Below are 20,072 nucleotides of genomic sequence, written 5' to 3' on the forward strand. Positions count from 1 at the left end.
ATCACGGCCGCGGTGTGGTCCTCCAAGGGATATAAGAGATATTGAGACATAACTTTCAAGCGTATCGGTATTTTCTGCCGAAAAGCTAGCGGAGAGTGTGTGGAGCTGCTAAGGTGTGGCGGTTTTTGGGTGGGTGGTTGTTCTCGGGTTGCTGGCACCAGTCAACAGACTCCTGCCCGGATCCCAGCTAGGTGCTGGATTCTGGACAAGCTTGCGATCTACTCCATGAGCAAGAAACTGGTCACCGCCCCCTCCGTAGAGAGCGCGGTGACCACATTGCTCCAGCAGGCACAATCAGCGCTGGCCCCATTGCAGAACAGGCACAAATAGTCTTCCCTCCCGCTATTTGGTTGGCGCTCACGCTGCACGAAGAGAGCAGGAGAAGCGGGGGTAGTCACTTTTGGGAAGCCCTCTACTGTGACACCACGCTGTAGTGTCCACCTCTGTAGTTCAGAGCACAGAAGGTGGAATATGAGTGAACAACAGAACAGTGTGCCCACTGAGGAAAAGTCCGCAAACTCGCAACCAGTCAAGGACGCGATGGACACCGGTGGCCGCCGGAATTGGTGGTTAATCCTCGCAGGCCCGGTGGTGGCCATTGTGCTGACACTGTTGCTTCCGGACAGCCTCGTCTTCGAGGGGCGGGCCGTCGCCGGCATCGCGATCTGGATGGCGCTGTGGTGGATGACCGAGGCCGTGCCGATCCCGGTAACCTCATTGCTCCCCCTCATCCTCTTCCCGCTCGTAGGGGCAGGGACCATGGAAGAGGTAGCCAGCCCCTATGCCAACTCCGTGGTCTTCCTGGTCATGGGTGGTGTGATCCTCGGACTGGCCACTGAAAAGTCCAACCTGCACCTGCGGGTGGCACTGCTGACCATCAAGGTGGTGGGAACCAAGCCTGCCCAGATCGTCCTCGGTCTCATGATTGCCTCCGCCTTCATCTCCGCGTGGGTATCGAACACCGCTACCGCGGTGATCATGGTTCCGATCGCTTCCTCCATCATCCAGCTGGTGCGGAAGGTGGATAGCCGGGCGGCCGGCACGAAGTTCTCCGCTGCGACGCTCCTTGGCGTGGCTTACGGCGTGACCATCGGTTCCACGGCAACGCTGATCGGGCAGCCCCCTATGGCTCTGATGAAGGCGTACCTGCTGGAATCCCAGGACTTCGACATGGGATTCGGACAGTGGATGATCGTCGGGGTCCCGTGGGCCGTGGTGATGACGGCGATCGCCTGGCTGGTACTCACCAAATTGGTCTTCCGCCCCGAGGTGAACGAAATCCCGGGTGGAAAGGAAATGATCCGCGAGGAGTACCAGAAGCTCGGCTCGATGCGGACTCCGGAAAAGCGGGTCGCCCTGATCTTCCTGGCCGCAATTTTCTTCTGGGTGGCGGTTCCCTTCATCGCAGAGACCCCAGTAATCGCGCAGTATCTGCCGTTCCTCTCATCGATCTCAGACACCCAGGTTGCCATCGCCGCTGCCGTGGTCTGTTTCATCGTCCCCGCTGAAAAGCGTCGGGACGCACCAACAGGCGGTGCCCTACTCAGCTGGTCCGCCTCGCGAGAAGTCCCCTGGGGGCTACTGCTGCTCTTCGGCGGCGGCTTGTCGCTCTCCGCAATGTTCACCGCTACCGGGCTCTCCAACTGGGTCGGTTCACAGGTTTCCGGGCTCGCCTCCCTGCCCAACTGGATCATCATCCTCGTCGTCATCATCGTCGGTCTGGCATTGACCGAGCTGACGTCGAACACAGCCACCGCAGCCGCCTTCTTCCCGATCTTTGGTGCGGTAGCGGTGGGCGTCGGCGTGGATCCGCTGATCATGACGATCGCAGTGACCCTGGCCGTGTGCTCCGCCTACATGCTCCCGGTGGCGACACCTTCCAATGCGGTGGCCTTCGGCTCCGGGGAAATCACCATCAAGCAGATGGTGCGGGCGGGTGTGTGGCTGAACATGATCTCCCTGGTGTTGGTCATGATCGCCCTGTACACCCTCATCCCCCTGGTGTTCGGGGGCAGTATTTAACGTCCTTCTGAGAGGGTGGCTCATGCAGTGAGAAATGATCTTTGGTGATACTCGTCGCAAAACACCCCGAGCCTGACACCAGATGCTAGCTTACTTATTTATAGTTCAGGTTCTCTTAAGATCGAGGTTCTCGTGGTTAACACCCTCCCCACCCTTTCTCCCGACATGACCGGCGCCGAAAAGAAGCGCGGCAGCTTCCTCAAGCGGGGCATCATGGCCGTAGGCGCCGTGCTCGCCCTCGGCACGCTGACTGCCTGCGGCGGCACCAGCGAAGCCGAGACCCCGGCAGAAACCGTCACCGTGACCTCCTCGGTCACCACGACGGCGACCACCACGAAGACTGTGACCAGCACGGTCGAGCCCACCACCGAGGAGCCGACGCCGACCACCAGCGCAGCGACGACCGCGCCAGCGGAGATCGACATCGACACTGATCCGGCTGCCGCCGTCGATCTGGACAGTCCCCGGCGCATCGCGTCTCTGCCGGATCCGGCCCCGGCGCCCGTACAGTCACAGGCTCCTGCTCCGGCACCGGCACCCGCTGCGACCTACTACAAGAACTGCTCGGCCGCGCGTGCTGCTGGCGCTGCCCCGGTCTATGCCGGCAGCCCCGGTTACGGAACGCACCTGGACCGCGACGGCGACGGTGTGGGCTGCGAGTAGCACTCTGATGTAGTTAACCCCCGCGACCTGCTGGTCCGGGGGTTCAGCTCTGCGCTCCCGGGCCCGCGGTTTCCGACACCACCTGGTAGCCCTCCTCCGGTTGCCGGTGCCGGCCGACCGGTTCCTGCTTCCGTTCCAGCCGGGAGCTGAGATCACGGACGAACTTGCGGGCCGGTTCCTCGATGAGTGAGTAGCTGATCGCTGCCACCACCACCGAGACCACGGTGGTGAAGGCGGCCAGTATCAGGAAGACGATCCAGGAACCGGAGAAGAGATCGATACCCAGCACCGGGAACGCCACAGTGAGTACGGCCAGGTGCCAGAGGAAGATGCCGTAGGACCAGCGACCGAGCGCCTGCATCTCCCTGGTCCCGAGGAACCTGTCCCCCGGTGCCAGGGCGTAGGGCACGACCAGGCAGGCGGCGAAGACGGTGCCGGCGAGCACGCGCAGGTTGAACTCAAAGGCGGAGGGATGCGTCAATCCGATGGGTCCGTACCACTCCTGGGCGGCGACCCAGGCGGTGAGCATGGCCAGCCCCCACCACAGCCAACGCCAGCGGAAGATGCGGTCCAGCCAGTCGGGGACGCGGTTCTCGAACTCGGCAGCCAACAGGCCGACGGCGAACCAGGCGATATAGGAGGGCGGGAAGATCTGCATGTTCGGCACGCCTTCGTCCGGCGATGCGGCGACGAAGGGAAGCCAGGGCCAGCCGAGACTGAGCACGCTGAGCGCTGCGATCGTCGATAAGCGAATAAGGCGCCGGCGGGCGCCGACGGCGAGGGCGAGCAGCGGCATGGCCAGGTAGAAGGCGACCTCCACCACCAGCGACCAGAGGTGGGTCATGCCAGGCGCCAGGGCGTCGGGAATATAGAGCTGGACCATGAACAGGTTGGCCAGTGCCACCTGCCAACTGATGCCGGCGGCCTCCGGGAGGAGCAGCAGCACCAGCACGACGAGCACCAGGTAGGCGGGGAAGATGCGGCCCAGGCGGTTGAGGTAGTAGCGGGCGATGCCGTAGCCCTGGGCGTGGTCGAGCCGGTGGCGGCGCCAGAGCAGGAACGCGGAGAGGGCGAAGAAGACGGGGACGAAGAAATCGAAACGCGCGAGCAGGTCACCCGGGAAGGTGGCCGGGTCCATGCCGGACTGGAAGGCGACGTGGGTGAGCATGATGCCGAGTGCCGCCACGGCGCGCAAGCCCTCCAACGAGGGGATGAAGCCCGTTGCGTAGGATTGTGCCGAATGCACCAGTTACAACGCCGCCTTCCTCACGTGGTGTCGTTGGGGAGATCCTACTTCAAGGAGGGCCGTTGACCACCAGGAGCACTGGAATGTCGCGACGCCGGCGGTGGTTGACGCGCAATCGACCGTTGGTGATCGTGGGTGCCGTCATCCTGGCGATCATCCTGGTGGCGGGTATTGTGCCGCAATTTGTGATTGCCGGGCTGCGGCAGATGCCGAAGGACGAGGCTTTTTCGTATTCTTCTACGCCTGCGGCGGCGCGGGCGGTGGATCTTTCAGCATTTCGGGAAGGTGCAGTTCCTGAGGTGAATGCTGCGCGGGAGGAGTGCGCCGGAGAGGAGCCTTCTTTCTCGTGTTTCGTGATTCCCGGGGAGGCTGAGTTCTCCCGGGAGGTGGAAACCGCTTCCACGGAGACGCGGAAGGAAGTGGCGGTGTCTGCTGCTTCTGCATTGTCCGTGGACGGTTCCCCGATTCTGGAGATTGAGGACTTTGTGCGGCTGCAGAGCCACTCCGCGTTCCCGGTGCCGGAGCCGAGTTCCTCGATGGAGATGACGCTGCCCCAGTTGGGAGATTCTGTGGCGACGGGGGAATTCAGCCGCAATGGACTGCAGTACTTCTTCCCCTACAACACCGAGCGGGTGTCCTACGCGTTCTTCGACCCGATGATCCAGCTGGCCGAGCCACTCGACTTCGTGGACCGCGTGGAGCACGAGGGGCTGCGCAGCTATGAATTCCAGCAGACCGTGCCCGCGGTGGACCTGATGAGCTCCATGGCGCAGGGTTTCACGCAACCGCACGGCATCTCCGACGCGCCGGAGATGCCGCCACTGCTGCGGATGGGGGATCTGGATGAAGAACAGCGCGAGGCTATTTCCTCGCTGCGGGTGAACGGCGCGGCGTCACAGTTCTACTCTGCGGCGGAGTTGGCTTCAGAGGGGATGTCCGCGACGGACCGGGTTTCGCTGAGCCCTTATTACAGCGTGGATCGCACGCTGTGGGTGGAGCCGCAGTCCGGCACGGTGATTGACCGGGTTGACCGAGTGTGGGTGTACCTGGCTGCCGGGCAGGACGAGGCGGATGAGATGGCGGCGGCTGTTTTTGCGGGGTCTTCAGGGGTTTCGTCTGAGGCTTCGTCTGAGGCTTCGGGCGGGGCTGATGCTGCTGGCGAGGCTGGTTCCGAGGTAGCCGAGCCTTTCGGGGCTAACGGGGAGCTTTCAGAGCGGACCGTGCTGGCGACCGAGCTGGCGTGGGACACCGCAACCACGGATTCCGCGCAGGAGCAGGCGAAATCCGACCTACGGGTGCTGAAGGCGCTCGAAGTGATCTCCCTGCTGGGCAACACCATCGTGGTGTTCCTGGCTGCCGGCGCACTGATCTGGTGGATGCGTCGCCGATATAAGGAGAACCGGACCATTGCCGGTGGTGGTGTTGCGGTTGAGGGAGCGACGGGGGTTGATGGCGTTTCGGAGCCAAATGCTTCGGAGGGTGATGTTTCGGGGGTTGGCGCCTCGGAGCGCGATGCTTCGGAGCGTGGCGCGGCGGGTGAGAATGCTGCTGAGGACGGCGCGGCTGGTAGCTCGGGAGGCGGCGGCACCGAAGGTGGCGGCGATACCGGCGTGGACGGCGTTAAGGGACGCTGATGGCCAGCGGGGAGCGAGGCACCCTGGCGCGAACCCTGCTGACCGCATGGGCGACGCTATTGCTGGGGTTGCTCGTGTACCCGCTGTTTATGCCCGCTGACTCTGGGATCTTCTCCGGCCAGTTGGCGCTGCGCGACATGATGGTGATCGACCATCCCGCGCTGTCCCGGGGAGCACTCGGTTTTGGTGATTTAGCTGCCCGCAACTCGCCCCAGGACGGGCTTCTGACGCTGATTGGCATGGTGATGCCGGCATCGTGGTTCGTGCGGGTACTGATCGTTGTGGCCGGCGCGGTGGGAGCGCTGGGGGCGGCGTGGTTGGTGCGGGTTATTGCTTCGGGGAGTGCTTCTTCGAGGGCTGTTTCCTCGGGGGCTGGTGGTTTTGGTGCTGAGCGCGAGTCTGTTGGTGAGGCCGCTGGTAGTGCTGCGGACGGCGACGGCGCTGAGGGCGCCGGTGTGGGGCGTGGCGTGGTTTGGGGGCAGGCTGCTGCGATCACCGTGACGCTGTGGAACCCCTTCGTGGTGGAGCGCTTCCTTCAGGGGCACTGGTCTCTGGTGATTGCGGCGTGGTTGCTGCCACTGATTGCGGCTGCAGCATTGCGCCGGAGTTTTGTGATTCAGCTGCTGGCGATGTGGTTAGCTTCGCTGACACCTACCGGCGCCCTGTTCGCTGTGGTGGTGGGAGTGGTCAGCGCCCGGGAGTGGCGACGCCGGCTGGTGATCCTCGGTTTCGGTGTTCTCATGAGCCTGCCGTGGATTGTTCCTGGCCTGTTAATGGGATCCACGAGCAGCAGTACTGGTGCGACTGCGTTTGCACCGCGAGCGGAAGCCTGGACGGGAACGTTGGGATCGCTGCTTGGGCTAGGCGGAATCTGGAACGCGGATGCGGTGCCAGCGTCCCGGGAAGCCGGGTTCGCGGTGTTCGGGATTTTGTTATTCGCCGTACTGCTGTTGGGCGCGCGACGGGTTCCGGTGCGATTGTTGGTGCTCGGTGCTGTGGGCCTAGGTAGCGCTGCGCTGGCGTGGTTGCTGCCGGGAGTTATGGGCTGGTTGATTTCTGCAGTGCCGGGTGCTGGTCTATTGCGCGACTCCCAGAAGCTGGTGATGCTGGCGATTCCGGTATATGCGGCGATGGCTGGTGGGGTGGTGTTTGCTGGGTCTTCGCGTTCGGTGGGTGTCGGGGTGTGGGGCGTGGGTGTTTCCGGGGCTAGCGCGCGAAGTACGGGGGTGTTGCGGACTAACGTGCGGCCTGCGGCGCCGGCGGTTCTTGTGATTCTGCTGGCCGTGCTACAGATCCCCGATGCCCCGCGGGTGATGCAACAGCTGGCACCGGTGGAAGTTCCCGTGGATGAAGAGCTGGTGGAGCGGGCTGACGGGCGCGACGTCTTGTTGATGGGCGCTGCCCCATTGACGGTGATCGAAGGCCGTGTGGTTGTGGAACCCATGTCCAAGGCACTGTCTCTGGTGGAATCCGGGGCGCTCGTGGTGGATGGAGAGGTGGTTGATCCGCCGTCAGAGCGTTGGGTGCAGGCGCAGGAGGCGTGGGCTGCTGGGGATGTCTCGGCTCTTGAGCAGCTGGGGGTTGGCCTGGTGGTTGATGGCGACCAGGTGGTGGACACTGGTGCGCCTACGCAGCGTGGTTGGGAGTACTGGTTGGGACTGGCCTTGTTGGTGGCCTGGGTGGTGGTGCCGGTGGGAATTGGGACAGGAAGAAAACCTCTCTACTCCCTCACCCTCTAACCAGAGAGTGCCCAGCTGGACATGTGAGCGGCTGCCCCAGAAGGTGGGCAAGCGCGCACCGCGGTCTGGCAACGAAACGCGACGCTAGTCTCCTCACAAGCAGTGCCGCGCTGAACTCACGCAATACACCGTCCCTGCGGCCGTCAGCACTGCCGCCAGGTTGGGACGCTGTGGGACCGAGAGGCTCGATCGGTGAGCTGGCATTTCAGCTCACCGATCGCCTTCACTCAAAACTCTACGCAGTTAGTGATTTTCCTTGTGATTGGCGCGTAGAGCTCGCTTAGAGCGGGTACTGCTGATCAGAAGGTTCGACTGTCATCCACTTGAGTTCGGTAAATTCATCAATTACCGCTTCACCATCGAATTTGCCGAAGCCACTGGCTTTCATTCCCCCAAACGGTGCTGCGGCGTCGTTCTGGACCGTTGCCCCGTTGACGTGTACGTGACCAGCTTCGATCTGGAGGGCGACATCCATGGCCCGCTTCACGTCTCCCCCGTGTACTGCTGCCGCCAGACCGTACTCAGTGTCGTTGGCGGTGGAGACCGCCTGTTCAGTACCTGTAACGCGCACAACGATGGTGACGGGGCCGAAGGTCTCCTGGTCGTAGATGTCCATCTCCGGTGTGACGTGGTCAAGGATCGTAGGAGGCATCAGGGCTCCATCAGCTTTTCCACCGGTAACCACGTTTGCCCCCTTGTCCACAGCATCGTCGATCAGTGTGTTGATACGAGTTCCAGAGGCTGGTTTGAACATCGGCCCCACAGCAACGGAAGGATCTGCCACGGAGATACCATGCTTGAGCTGTCCGGCGCGTTCACCAAACTTGGACACGAAATCGTCTGCGACCTTGTTGTCGACGACGAATCGTTCCGTGCTCATGCAGATCTGGCCCTGGAACATGAAGGATCCGAAGATTGCGGCATCAACAGCGCCATTAATATCCGCGTCGTCGAGAACAACGAACGGCGCCTTTCCACCGAGCTCGAGGAGCGGCTTTTTCAGATGGCGTCCACATTTCTCTGCGATGATACGGCCGACATGGGTGGAACCGGTGAAGTTCACCCGGCGAACAGCAGGGTGAGAGATCATGGCCTCAACAATCTCATCGGCATCCACCGGATCGTGTGTCAGGAAATTGACGACTCCGGGCGGGAGCCCTGCGTCATGCAGCACCTCAACCAGGATCTGGTGGGTGCGGGGGCTGGCTTCAGAAGCACGGAATACAACCGTGTTTCCGCAAGCCAGTGGATACGCTAGAGAGCGCATACCCAAGACCCCTGGGGCGTTCCACGGAGCCATGCTGAGCACGACCCCGGCGGGCTGTCGCACGGTCATGGAGAACACGCCGGGACGGTCGGTCGGAATGGTCTCACCCGAGATGCGGCTGGTCAGGCTAGCTGCTTGACGCAGACACTGAGTGGTCAAGTAAACGTTGAACCGCGACCAGCCTTCTGCGGCGGCTACCTCGGAGGACATCACCTCGGTGAACTCCTCGGCTCGCTCATCAAGGAGATCTGCAGCCTTGAGGAGGATGTTACGGCGCTGGCTGGGTCCGGTTTTGGACCAGCTGGTGAACGCCTGGTCGGCTGACTCAACTGCGTCGATCGCGTCTTGAACAGTAGCGGCAGCGCTGGTCGTGATCGTCTCGCCAGTCACTGGATGTGACCAGGTGAAATTCCCGTTATCGGTGGCAGGACGGGCACTGTTGTCAATGAGCAGCTGGGTTTGCATGGTCTTGTCCTTTCAAGGAGGCAGTAAAGCTGATTTCAGGTCGGGATGGGTGGTGCCAGGTTTCAAGGGGACGGGCGGGGATCGGCTCCGATGGACATAGAGCATCTACTCCATGTCCTTGGTGGCTTTGGACATGTTGACGAAAGCCATGGCTATTGCGCCGATGACCCCGGGAATGGCGACGGCCAAGAAATTCTGCGAGAACGGAAGGGCAAGTCCCAGAAGTGCTCCGCCCAGAACCGGTCCGGCGATTGCGCCGAGTCTTCCGATGCCGGCAGCCCAACCGATGCCGGTGGAGCGCATGGCAGAGGGGTAGTACTCTGCAGCCAAAGCATGGATGACTGACAGAGTCCCGACTGTCGTGGCACCAGCGAGCACTAGTAGCAGGTTTACGATGAGGTTGTTCTGGGTGAGTGCCAGCGAGGCGAGGGAAAGGGTGGCTACAACGAAGTAGGCGAGGATCACGTTCTTGATCCGGAAGCGATCTGCCAGGTAGCCGCCTAGGACCGCACCGAGGAAACCGCCGATATTAAGGACCACCAGATTGAACAGTCCACCTCCCAAGGAGTAGCCTGCGGACGCCATCAGGGTGGGCAACCACGTGTTGAGTCCGTAGCTCAACAGCATGGTCATGAGGAAGACGACCCAGATAAGCAGGGTGTTGGATCCATTTCCTCTGCGGAAAATCTCGATGAAGGGAGCAGACTGTTGCTTGGGCTCCTCGACGGCTATCACAGCGCGGGGATTCGTTTCCGGGGAGATGCGGGATATAACGCTCTCGAACTCAGTTCTGCGGGCAGGCAGTTTGGACAGGAACATCGGGGACTCCGGCATGAGTTTCCAGACAACCGGCGCTAGGACAATGAAGGACACCGAGACCCAGAAGACGCTGTGCCAGCCGAAATTCGGAATGAGGAACATGCCGAGAAGACCGGCGATGATGCCTCCGATGGAATAGACGCTACAAACGAAGCACACCGCGAAGGAGCGGAGCCGCTGCGGGGCAAACTCTCCGGTCATGGCCACGAAGTTGGGGACCATCGCGCCTAGTGAAATACCGACCAAGGTGCGGGCAATGAAGAGTGTCTCGAAGTTGAAAGCCAGCGCGCACGCCAGGGAGAAGGTCGCGGAGCCTATCAGGCAGCCGAGCAGCAGGTTTTTTCGGCCGAAACGGTCAGCGAGTGGGGCCACGAACATGCCGCCGATGAGCATGCCGACCAGAGCAGCCGCGCCCAGGTAGCCTCCTTGTTGAGGGGTCATACCCCATTCCAGGATAAGAGTTTGAACGACTGATCCGTAGGAGATCATGTCGTAGCCGTCAACGATCATCAATAGTGTGCAGAGGGCGAAGACTCGCTTGTGGAACGGAGTGATCTTCGCTTGATTGACCACTCGGGCGACGGAAATGGACTGGGGCGTGGTCCCCAGAGGGGTCTCCACGTGAAGGTTAGTCATCGTCAATTCCTTGCTTGGAGTAAGTTACGGTTGATTCGTACGTTTCAGGGTTGAGTGAGATTGGTGCAGACCTCGATGAGGCACGGCTTTCGAGAAGCGACCGCCTCCGCCAGGGCGTCGATGAAGTCCCCCTCGTTTTCGGCTGTGCGGGCTTCCACTCCATAACCGTGGGCTAGGGAAACGAAATCGATGCCCGGCACATTGACGCCCGGTACATCGGGGGTGTTCAGAAGCTCAGAGAACCACCTGAGTGCTCCGTAGGTTCCGTTCTTCAAGACAATGAAGACAACCGGAATGTCATACTGCGCTGCCGTCCATAGCGCTGTGATGCCGTAGTTGGCGGAACCGTCCCCGATGATCCCAATCACCTGACGATCAGCTAGCGCCATCTGGACGCCAACCGCCGCTGGCATGCCGAAACCCAGTCCTCCGGAAGCCGGCCAGAAATATGAACCTGGTTCTTGCAGGTCCATCTGAGCCCAGAAGTCGGAGTTGGTGGAGGTCGACTCGACAACATAGGACGTGCCAGTTGGAGCATGCTCCCGAAGCAGCGCGAACACCCTTGCCGGATCGAAGACACCAGCCACCGGGGCTTCGGTCGCCGGGAATCCCTGCTGTCGCAGTTCGATGACGGACTCCTGCGGCGGCACTGCCTCTGCAAGAAGTTCAACCGCACGCTTGATGTTGGTGACGACCGCTGTTCCGAAGGGGGCTCGAGCCGCTTCGTTGGGATCATCCGTGATGTGAATCAGGTCGACTTCATCGCTCAGGTACTGGCCGGGAACGTGCTGGTGATAGCGGAAAACCGGGGCTCCGATCACCAAGACCAAATCATAGGCCGCGAGAGTTGTGTTGACGGCATGAATAGAGGCCGGCAGCACTCCCCGGAACTGTCCATGCTTGTTCGGGAAAGGCAGGCGGTAGGGGGAAGGAGCGAGGTAGACATCAGCGCCGGAGTTTTCCGCTAGTGTGACGGCCGCCCCGTTAGCGCCGACGGTATCAACCGCAGATCCTAGGATGATCGCCGGTCTCATGGCTGCGGAGATCAGCCCGGAGAGATGCTCAACAGCGGCGGCGGACAGCTCATTCTCTTCGCTGTAGGAACGGCGGAGGAGGAGTTCATCATTGGCATTCGCCTCGTGGTCCCAGTCGTCATAAGGAATAGAGAGATAGACAGGACCGGGCGCGCTCGCCTGAGCCTGCATCACCGCTTCATTGAAGCTACGCGGCACATCGGAGGCGGAGGTCGGTTCACAACTCCACTTGGTCAACGGCTTGGTGAGCTGAGCGGCATCGACATTAGAGAGGAATGAGTGGATACCGATGGTCTCTCGCACTTGCTGCCCGGCGGAGATGACAAGCGGACTACGCGAGTAAAAGGAGTTGGTGAGAGCCCCCATCGCGTTGCCGGTTCCGGATGCCGCGTGCAGATTGACGAAAGCAACCTCTCCTGATGCTTGAGCGAACCCATCGGCCATCCCGACTACAACCTGTTCGTGAAGACCGAGAACGTACTCGATCTCTTCTGGGAGGTCGGACAGAAATGGCAGTTCATTTGATCCGGGGTTCCCGAAAATCCGGAACACTCCGTGCTTGAGCATGAGCTCATGGACCGCCGAACGCACCGTACGCTTCGAGCCGGGGCTTGTGGGGGCTTCTGCCAAGTATTGCTGGGTCTTCACGTTGTCTTCCTCTCGTCGTTTCTCGATAGGAGTTAAGCTAATGACCCACATCACAATCAGTCCAATAAAAGTATTTTCCAATGCCATAGAGAGGCTCTATACACGGTGGTAAAAGACGTGAACTTAAACTTGATCCACACCTTTTGCTTGATTTATGAGCATCAGGGGATTAGTCGTGCAGCCGACGAGCTCCACCTGTCCCAGCCGACGGTGAGCTACTCCCTGAAGCAGCTGCGAAGGGCCTATAATGATCAGCTTTTCTATCGCGAGCGCGGTCTGCTCCATCCCACTCTTCGGGCACAGCAGATTTACCCCGACCTCCGGGCAGCCTTGGACCTGATCGCGTCCACCGAACTCTTCAGTCACGGGTTCGAGCCAGCGAGTTCAACCCGAGAGTTTGTCCTTATGCTGTCCGACCTCGGGGAGGTGGTGTTCCTTCCACTCATCCAGAGCTTGTTCGAAACGCGGGCCCCTTCGGCCCAGTTGAGAATTGAACCTCTGGATGTACCGAAAGTGCCGGAGAAACTAACTACCGGTGAGATTGATGCTGCTATTCAAACCCCGCATTTCCATTCCGATGATGTAGAGCGCACCGTGATCTATCGAGACGTTTATGTTGTGGTGGCAAATATGAATCATCCTCGTATTCAGGAGTCCGTCAGTCTTGACCAATTGAGTGCTGAGCGGTTTATCCGGATCAAATCATCCATTGGACATGATGCTCCCGAGAATCTTCTACTGAAGGCTGGCGTACAGCTACAGACGGGGATTCTCGGCACCAGAGTTGTGTCCGTACCCGGAGTGGTCATGAACTCAGATCTACTGGGGATCATTCCTGAAGCGGTGGTCGAGAGCCTCGGTTGGTCGGAGCGGCTGCAGATCCTGCCCAGTCCGATCCCCGCTGAGCGTATGGAAGTGTCATTGATGTCGCGAGTGAAGCGGCGGCGAACAGCACCTCAGAAGTGGTTCATCGATCTCATCAAAGAAGGCGTGGAGAGCATGTCACGGAGTACCGGGGGAGAAAACCTGCCGGAGGTCAGGTACTCAAGGGGAGGATAGAGCGGGCACCGGCAATCGCGAATCGGCCGGAGTTTTCGCAGGCGTCCGTCCCGCCTGGGCCCAGGGCAAGACGAGCAGTCCGGTTCACCGAATCGAGTCCGCGAAGCGGATCGGATGGGGCTGCAGCTACCGACCACATTCTTCGCAGCTACCGTCTGCTTTAGGGGACCCAGCAGCAACTGCCGACGCTACAGATTTTGGGCCTTGGAGCAACGAAGGATCTGCCTTGAGACTCGTCGCTTGCCAGACGGAACAGGACCTTTCCTCACGCAGTCACGGCAGCATCTATCGCTAGCAAGCCATCGGCGGGATCCCCTCCTATGACAGCGGGACTCAAGCACCCGCTGTAGAGAGACCGCCGCTTAAGAAACCGAGGTGAACTACTCGGTACCGGGTAGTTCACCTCCGGCCACCAAAGATGACGATGCCGGGCTCTCGAAACAAGGAATCCGGTATCGGGGCGTCAGTGCCTCCACCGGATCGGCCAGCGTCCTCGGACGGAGTTCCGCATTGCTGGCAGTGCTGGAGCGAGTAAGTGAGGTAACCGGTGGCGTCAGTTCTCCCGGGGTGTCCTCTCCCATGGGCTCAAGGTACTTGCCGTTGGTTTCCGGCGCCCGGAAGTACACGAAGACGAAGGACACCAGGGCGAAGAAGCCCGAGAGGCCGTAGGCCATCTGCAGACCGGCACCCACTAGCGAGGCGAACTTCACGCTGATCATGAAGCTCGCTAGCCGCTGGATCGCACTGCACACGCCCGGGCTTCGTTGAAACTCAGACCGGGGTTCCCTCTGCAGGGTGGTGACTTATCACGGAGAAAGCTAGTGCTGCGGCAACCCCTGTGCCCACGTCTCATCCCGGTTCCGGAATGTAACTATCTTTCATCATTGTAAAGCAGTAAATGCCAGCCAGGATCTGTGGAGATGCCAGCGGTGCATGGTCGCACGCGCCGGGAACGGGGCATCGATAAGCAGGGCGAATTCCTATTCGGGTCCACCGCCCAGCACGTCCACGTGCACGTGGTCGAGGTGGCGCAGGATCTCGTTGGCTGGCTCGGGTGCCCGGTAATCCCGCCACTGCCCGCGGAAGCTGTGGGCACTCCAGATCCGGTCGTCGAAGATGACGTACTGGATGTGCAGCTCGTCGGCGTGCGCGATCAGCCAGTGGGCCAGCCGCCATCCTGCCCGCCGGTTTTCCTCGGTGACCGGGCGGAAGAAGACGTCGATGGCGCGGCCGTCATAGTGCGTCGAGTCCTCCCCGTGGCCGTAATCGAAGCCACCCGGGGTGAAGCCGCCCAGGGGCAACTCACCGAATACCTCGGCCATCGCCGCGCGGACCTGCTCGGCGCGCGGAGTCAGACCGCTGGCCGTCATCTGCTCTTCGAGCAGGTTGCTGGCAGCTGCTCCGCGGCAGATCAGACTCGGCCCCGCATCCTCGGGAGAGCCTTCAGCGAGCCGCTGCAGCACGGCGTCGTCAATGCCGGAGGTGTCCGGTGTCTCCGTCCCGCGGGCCCCGAGCGCCACCGCCGTGGTGGCCAGCTTTGCCTCGTCGCGGGAGAGTCCGACTTCGCCCTCCGCGGTCTGGACCGTGCACTCGGCAGGCCAGGGCAGCAGGTTCTCGCCCTCCCGCAGGCTGCGGAGTAGGCCGGGACCGTAGACCACCAGCGCCACGATCAGTGCCACGACCAGGAGGAGACCCAGGATCACGCGGAACGGGCGGCGATTGTTGTTACCGGTGCTCATTGCGGTGCTCCGCCCATGGCAATACCAGCGGTGACCACGGGTGCCGCAACGGGAATGCCCGCGACAGTGGCCAGGAGCCGATGAGGTTTCATTGCTCCCCAAGTTACCGGGGATCGGTGGGGCGGCGGGTGGGAGCGCGGGGGATCGGTAAGCAAGGGCAACCGGTCTTGATGCGGTACCGGATGCCGCTGATCAGATCTCGCGGCCGGTAGCGATAGGGACAGTCGAGGAGAGTCGGTGTTTTCTTGGCTACTCGGAGTTCCCTGATTCGGCGCTACTGCAGCACTTACCCGGCGAATTTTTCCAGAGTGCCACCTCCCCGCCGCCAAAGATGACGAGACCGAGCCCCTGAACAGGTGGCTCGGTCTCGGGGAGTCACGGGTTACACCGGATCCGGCGAGGTCCTCATCCGGGGGTCCACGTCGTCCTCGATGTGGGAGCCTGGGACCGGTAGTGCCGGCTCGCGGGGAGCGTCATCGCCCATGGCTTCGAGTTGCTTGCCGTTTGTTTCGGGCACCAGGAAGTAGACGAACACGAACGACAGCAGTGCGAAGAAGCCGTAGAGACCATAGGCCAACTCCAGACCGGCGTCCGCCAGCGAGGGGAACGTCGCGCTGACCACGAAGTTCGCCAACCATTGAGCGGCGCCGCCCACACCCAGGGCATAGGCACGGATGTGATTCGGGAACATCTCCCCCAGCAGCACCCAGACCGTCGGCCCCCAGCTGATGCCGAAGCCAATCACGAAGAGGTTGGCCGCCACCAATGCCACCGGGCCCCAGGAGCCGGGCAGGACCGGCGCGCCGTCGATAATGTCTGCCTGGGCGAAGGCGAGGGCCATGGTTGCCAGTGACACCGTCATGATCGCGGCGCCGATCAGCAGCAGGCGGCGTCGACCGACCCTGTCAATCAGCATGATCGCGATAATGGTGGCCACGATGTTGGTCACTGCGGTGATCACTGAGATCACGAACGAATCGGACTCCTGGAAGCCGACGGCCTGCCACAGGGTGGTCGAGTAGTAGAAGATGACGTTGATGCCGACGAACTGCTGGAACACCGAGAGCAGGATGCCGATCCAGACCAGCGGCAGTAGGCCGAAGCGGCCACCGAGCAGGTCACTGAACTTCTGCCGCTTCTCCAGTTTGACCGTACCCAGCATCGAGGTGATCTTGGCGTCGATATTGACTTCCTGGCGCATGCCGACGACCTCGCGCAGCACGGTGCGGGCTTCGTCGGTGCGGCCGCGGGAGGCCAGGAAACGCGGGGATTCCGGCAGCCGGATCGCCAGGATGCCGTAGATCAGGGACGGTACAGCCGCGGACATGAGCATCCACCGCCAGGCGGGCAGACCGAACCAGAGCACTTCGGCGGCCCCGCCGGAGATGCGGGCGAACCACGCGCTGGCGAGCAGGGCCATGAAGATGCCGGTCACCAGTGCCATCTGCTGCATGGTGGCCAGGGTGCCGCGGTGTTTCGCGGGACTGACCTCGGCAATGTAGCCGGGGGCGATCACGGAGGCGAAGCCGATGCCGACACCGCCGAGGAAGCGCCAGATGATCAGGTCCACCACGCCGAAGGCCAGCCCCGCCCCCACCGAGGAGACAAAGAGGATGAATGCTGCCACGAGCATGGTTTTCACCCGCCCGATCCGGTCGGCGCAGATGCCCGCGGTCCAGGCCCCGACGCCGGCGCCCAGGAGCGCGACGGAGACCACGAAACCGAGTACTACCGCGTTCAGGGAGAATTGGTCGCGGATCGCCTCCACGGTGCCGTTGATGATGGAGCTGTCGAAGCCGAAGAGGAAGCCGCCCAGTGCCGCAGTGGCGACGACTCCGATGAGCCGGGAACTCACCCGCTCATCGGCGGTGTGTGTTGTGTCTGCCATGACTGTTGTCGATTCTCTTGAGTCCCTTGGTGGGAGTGATGGATGCTCTCAATGGTCCGTGCTGGTGTGCCAACGGCGGGATGCTGCAGCCGCCCTTCAAGGGCCTGATGCTGCAGCTACCCCGCTGTAAGTGAGGGCTGATTAATCCAGGCCGAGCCCACGGCGGCCGATCTCATTGAGATCAGCGGTGGTGAAACGGTCCTGCCAGTCCACTTCGTAGTCCTCGGCCGGGAAGTCGTCCGGGGACGTGCCGTTGAGGAAGTGCTCGGCCACCTGCTTGGAGTAGGCCTTGTTCTTGTCGCACATCGGGGCGGCCGGGATGTACATGACGTTGCCCCAGCCCTGCTGGTCCTCGATCGGGTCTACGGCGTGGACGATATCGGCGTGCCACCAGACACTGTCGCCAGCCTGGAGATCCGGAATGTTGGTCAGCCCGCGCATGAGCAACGGGTGCCACTGCTCGTTGACGGCGAGCACCCGGCTGGGTGCGGCACCGCAGAGGTCGTCCTCGGCGACGTCGTCCTGCAACGCGCGCAGCAGGATGTAGGCCATGGCTTCCGGAATCGGGACGGTGGCCAGCACCCCCTGGTCACGCTGCTGGTCGGACAGTGCGGTCCAGCCCTGGAAGGTCCGGAAGGCAGAACACATGGTGGAGCCGCCCTCGTACTCGTTGACCTCGGTGCGGTGCGCCGCATCCCACGGGTCGTAGTTGGCGAAGTTGCCGCTGAAGACGTCCTGGAAGACCTTCTGGTAGGCGGGCAGCAGCCAGCGTTCCACTGCACCGGAATCGGTGTGGGCGCCCAGGCCGGAGGAATTGGTTCCCGGGGGACGGCGACGGATGCGGTCCGGGTACATGCTGTCCTGGTCCGGATCGAACCACTTCACGCCTTCGGACTCGAACTTCCAGCGGTGGTTCAGGAATGCCTGCACCTTGGCGGTGCGCTCGGACTGTCGGGCCTGCATCTGCGGCCTGGACCAGTAGATCGGGAAGATCTCCGGGCGGGAGGCGGCCAAGGTGCCGAAGAAGTCATCACCGGGGCCGCGGTACTGGGCGTCGAAGTCATTGACGTCGACGTAGTCGACCAATTCCCGGTCGAATTCCAGCGCCTGCTCACGGGGGAAGTGGTTGCGGACGACGAGCACTCCGTAGCGGCGGACCTTCTCTTTGAACTCTTCGGAGATGTTGCCGGCCGCGATGTCGTCGTAGTTGATCTCCGGCCAGATCGATTCGCCGCGGGCGTTGTACTCTTCGATCTCCTTCACCCGTTCCTCGACGAAGGCCTCGACCTCGCGGAAGGCGGCCTTGACGCCAGCTGGTCCGCCCAGTTGGGCGCGGAGTTGTGCCTTGGTTTCCCGGATGGCGGCAGGAAGGTCATCCGGACGTTGGGTGGGTGCATGTGGGGAAGTCGCGGTGGTCATGTGCCCTCTCTTCACGTTGACCTATTTGGTAAAAACGATTTACTAGAAACTAGCGTGATAGCTGTCACAAGTAAAGGGGCGTGAGTAAAACGGCCACAAACCAGGGCCTGGAGTCAGCTCTTCCGGGGGTGGCCACCCTCCCGAAACCTCCTGTTGAGGACATCCCAGTAGCTACACTTATTGCGATGCCACCCCCGCCGCCGTCTTCCCGCTCCCTTCCCGCCAACCTCACCGGAATGACGGACCAGGCGTTCCTCCGACACCTGGCCACACACGGCGCAGCGAGCCGAGCGGAGATCGCCCGGGCAACCGGGATCTCCAAACCAACGATCTCCGACTCCGCCACCCGACTCCGCACTGCCGGCATGATCGCCGAAGTCGGCGAGTCCACTCCCCGAGGACGCGGCCGACGCGCCCTGCTCTACGGGATCAATCCCGGGTACTGTCATGTCAGCGCCGTGGTACTCGAGCGGCGCCACTTCGTGGTCCGCGCGCTGGATTTCCGCGGCGAGCTCCAGTGGGAGCGGCAATACACCGAGGATGTGAGCTTTTCCCGGGGAATTGCCTGGGCGAAAGAACAACTTGCTGCGGCCGCGACGGCAATGGACACTCCGTGCCACTCCGCGACCATCTCCGTCGCCGCGCCGGTGGATCCGCACACCGGTGCGGTCCAACCGATGGCCGGCGCGCCCCTGGGTGGCTTCGTCCCCGACATCATCGCCGAGTTGGGATTGGCGCATGTGCCACAGGTCCGCGTGGACAACGACGTGAACTGGGCAGCCCTGGCGGAGGCCACCGATCCGGACAAAGAGCCGGGCCGGTCATTCCTCTACATCTACCTGGGCGCTGGTATCGGCGGTGCCCAGGTGGCCGAAGGCACCGTAGTCCGTGGTGCCAACGGCGCGGCCGGGGAGATCAGCTTTCTCCGCACCCCACATGGCACCACCCTGCACGCCGAACTTTCTTCATTGAGCTTCGGCAGCCCGGACAAATCCTCCATCGACATCGACCTGGCGCTTGCCGCGTTCCAGGATCCCGACAACACCGAAGCCGAGTATGCGGCTGAGCTGCTGGGGCAGACGGTGCTCGATGCCGCGACCGTAGTCGACCCCGGAACGGTAATTCTCAGCGGCCCCTTGAGCGCGGCGGACCTGTTGGTTGAGCGCGTCTCGGCGGCTGTGGAAGCGGGCCACATCGCACCGGTTTCCCTGATGCGGGGCCGCCCCGACGAAGAGCTCCTGGTCACCGGCGTTTCCCGTGATGCGATTCGGAATGCATGGGAGACAGCAATGGAAGTGGCCGGCACTCTTGCCGAATCCCAGACCTCGGAGTAGCTGAGCCCCCTCTGGAGTGACGGAGTGGTCAGTCCTTCGGCTGGCCGCCATGCTTTGGCAGCTCCTGGGGAGTGGGTTTTCTTTCCCCGCGCAGAAGTACAACATTCCCCATTGCTGCTGGATACAGGTTCCTCGAAGGTATGGAACAAGAGCGTCGAGTCCCCGGTGACCGGCAGCGCCTACCTGTTCACCGATGAGGAACCCGCCGACCGTTGCAGCGACAAGCACACCCAGCATCTCGACCCCTTCGGTGTCATTCTGGGAATGCTCACCGGCTTCGTTCCCGAGGAGCTATTTTCCGAGGTACTTGGGCGGCGTTGAGGCTGAGCTAGCTGTACTTCCTCGGGAGGTTGTAAACAGTGTGAGCGGATACAGGGAACCTCCGGTAGGCAGGTGGGTAACGACACGCACACCAACACCGGAGGTTCCTAGTGACACACCGTAACGCACCCCTGACCCC

At 62.0% G+C, this 20,072-nt stretch carries 15 protein-coding genes; 7 read left to right on the forward strand and 8 right to left on the reverse strand.

Annotated features, from left to right (window positions below):
- Window positions 1-471: 471 nt before the first annotated feature.
- Both ACQCVD_RS14105 and ACQCVD_RS14110 read left to right on the forward strand, forming a co-directional pair.
- Entirely contained in the window at window positions 472-2,022 is a 1,551-nt protein-coding gene (locus ACQCVD_RS14105) for an SLC13 family permease (protein WP_426824417.1), read from the forward strand.
- A 213-nt stretch (window positions 2,023-2,235) separates the two neighbouring features.
- Window positions 2,236-2,685, forward strand: coding sequence for an excalibur calcium-binding domain-containing protein (locus ACQCVD_RS14110; RefSeq protein WP_426824431.1), 450 nt, complete (start codon window positions 2,236-2,238; stop codon window positions 2,683-2,685).
- A 43-nt stretch (window positions 2,686-2,728) separates the two neighbouring features.
- Here ACQCVD_RS14110 and ACQCVD_RS14115 read toward each other — a convergent pair whose 3' ends face one another.
- Window positions 2,729-3,931, reverse strand: coding sequence for an acyltransferase family protein (locus ACQCVD_RS14115; protein ID WP_426824418.1), 1,203 nt, complete (start codon window positions 3,929-3,931; stop codon window positions 2,729-2,731).
- A gap of 83 nt (window positions 3,932-4,014) precedes the next feature.
- Here ACQCVD_RS14115 and ACQCVD_RS14120 point away from each other — a divergent pair, with 83 nt between their 5' ends.
- A complete protein-coding gene (locus ACQCVD_RS14120) occupies window positions 4,015-5,565 on the forward strand; it encodes a porin PorA family protein (protein WP_426824419.1) in 1,551 nt (516 codons plus the stop codon).
- Window positions 5,565-7,304, forward strand: a complete 1,740-nt coding sequence (locus ACQCVD_RS14125; RefSeq protein ID WP_426824420.1) for a hypothetical protein — start codon at window positions 5,565-5,567, stop codon at window positions 7,302-7,304. The genes ACQCVD_RS14120 and ACQCVD_RS14125 overlap by 1 nt, the downstream gene beginning before the upstream one ends.
- A gap of 280 nt (window positions 7,305-7,584) precedes the next feature.
- Here the strand turns inward: ACQCVD_RS14125 and ACQCVD_RS14130 are convergent, their stop codons facing one another.
- From ACQCVD_RS14130 to mdlC, 3 genes are all read right to left on the reverse strand, one after another.
- Window positions 7,585-9,036, reverse strand: a complete 1,452-nt coding sequence (locus ACQCVD_RS14130; protein ID WP_426824421.1) for an aldehyde dehydrogenase — start codon at window positions 9,034-9,036, stop codon at window positions 7,585-7,587.
- Between the two features lie 105 nt (window positions 9,037-9,141).
- Window positions 9,142-10,491, reverse strand: a complete 1,350-nt coding sequence (locus ACQCVD_RS14135; RefSeq protein ID WP_426824422.1) for an MFS transporter — start codon at window positions 10,489-10,491, stop codon at window positions 9,142-9,144.
- Window positions 10,492-10,535: 44 nt separating this feature from the next.
- Window positions 10,536-12,260, reverse strand: coding sequence for a benzoylformate decarboxylase (mdlC, locus tag ACQCVD_RS14140; protein ID WP_426824423.1), 1,725 nt, complete (start codon window positions 12,258-12,260; stop codon window positions 10,536-10,538).
- A 30-nt stretch (window positions 12,261-12,290) separates the two neighbouring features.
- On the opposite strand from mdlC, the gene ACQCVD_RS14145 reads away from it, so the two are divergent.
- Window positions 12,291-13,232: a LysR family transcriptional regulator gene (locus ACQCVD_RS14145; RefSeq protein ID WP_426824424.1), complete on the forward strand. Its 942-nt coding sequence runs from the start codon at window positions 12,291-12,293 to the stop codon at window positions 13,230-13,232.
- 380 nt (window positions 13,233-13,612) lie between these two features.
- Here ACQCVD_RS14145 and ACQCVD_RS14150 read toward each other — a convergent pair whose 3' ends face one another.
- The 4 genes from ACQCVD_RS14150 to ACQCVD_RS14165 all read right to left on the reverse strand — a co-directional run bounded on the left by ACQCVD_RS14150 (window position 13,613) and on the right by ACQCVD_RS14165 (window position 18,278).
- Entirely contained in the window at window positions 13,613-13,951 is a 339-nt protein-coding gene (locus ACQCVD_RS14150) for a hypothetical protein (RefSeq protein ID WP_426824425.1), read from the reverse strand.
- Between the two features lie 261 nt (window positions 13,952-14,212).
- Window positions 14,213-14,971, reverse strand: coding sequence for a hypothetical protein (locus ACQCVD_RS14155; protein WP_426824426.1), 759 nt, complete (start codon window positions 14,969-14,971; stop codon window positions 14,213-14,215).
- 382 nt (window positions 14,972-15,353) lie between these two features.
- Window positions 15,354-16,859, reverse strand: a complete 1,506-nt coding sequence (locus ACQCVD_RS14160; protein ID WP_426824427.1) for a sugar porter family MFS transporter — start codon at window positions 16,857-16,859, stop codon at window positions 15,354-15,356.
- A 141-nt stretch (window positions 16,860-17,000) separates the two neighbouring features.
- Window positions 17,001-18,278: a DUF1479 domain-containing protein gene (locus ACQCVD_RS14165; RefSeq protein WP_426824428.1), complete on the reverse strand. Its 1,278-nt coding sequence runs from the start codon at window positions 18,276-18,278 to the stop codon at window positions 17,001-17,003.
- A 185-nt stretch (window positions 18,279-18,463) separates the two neighbouring features.
- Between ACQCVD_RS14165 and ACQCVD_RS14170 the strand changes: the two genes are divergently transcribed.
- Together ACQCVD_RS14170 and ACQCVD_RS14175 are read left to right on the forward strand one after the other, a co-directional pair.
- Window positions 18,464-19,612, forward strand: coding sequence for an ROK family protein (locus ACQCVD_RS14170; RefSeq protein WP_426824429.1), 1,149 nt, complete (start codon window positions 18,464-18,466; stop codon window positions 19,610-19,612).
- 111 nt (window positions 19,613-19,723) lie between these two features.
- Entirely contained in the window at window positions 19,724-19,933 is a 210-nt protein-coding gene (locus ACQCVD_RS14175) for a hypothetical protein (protein ID WP_426824430.1), read from the forward strand.
- Window positions 19,934-20,072 lie beyond the last annotated feature (139 nt).

It is taken from the genome of Corynebacterium halotolerans (genome assembly GCF_050107895.1).
Taxonomy (GTDB): domain Bacteria; phylum Actinomycetota; class Actinomycetes; order Mycobacteriales; family Mycobacteriaceae; genus Corynebacterium; species Corynebacterium halotolerans_B.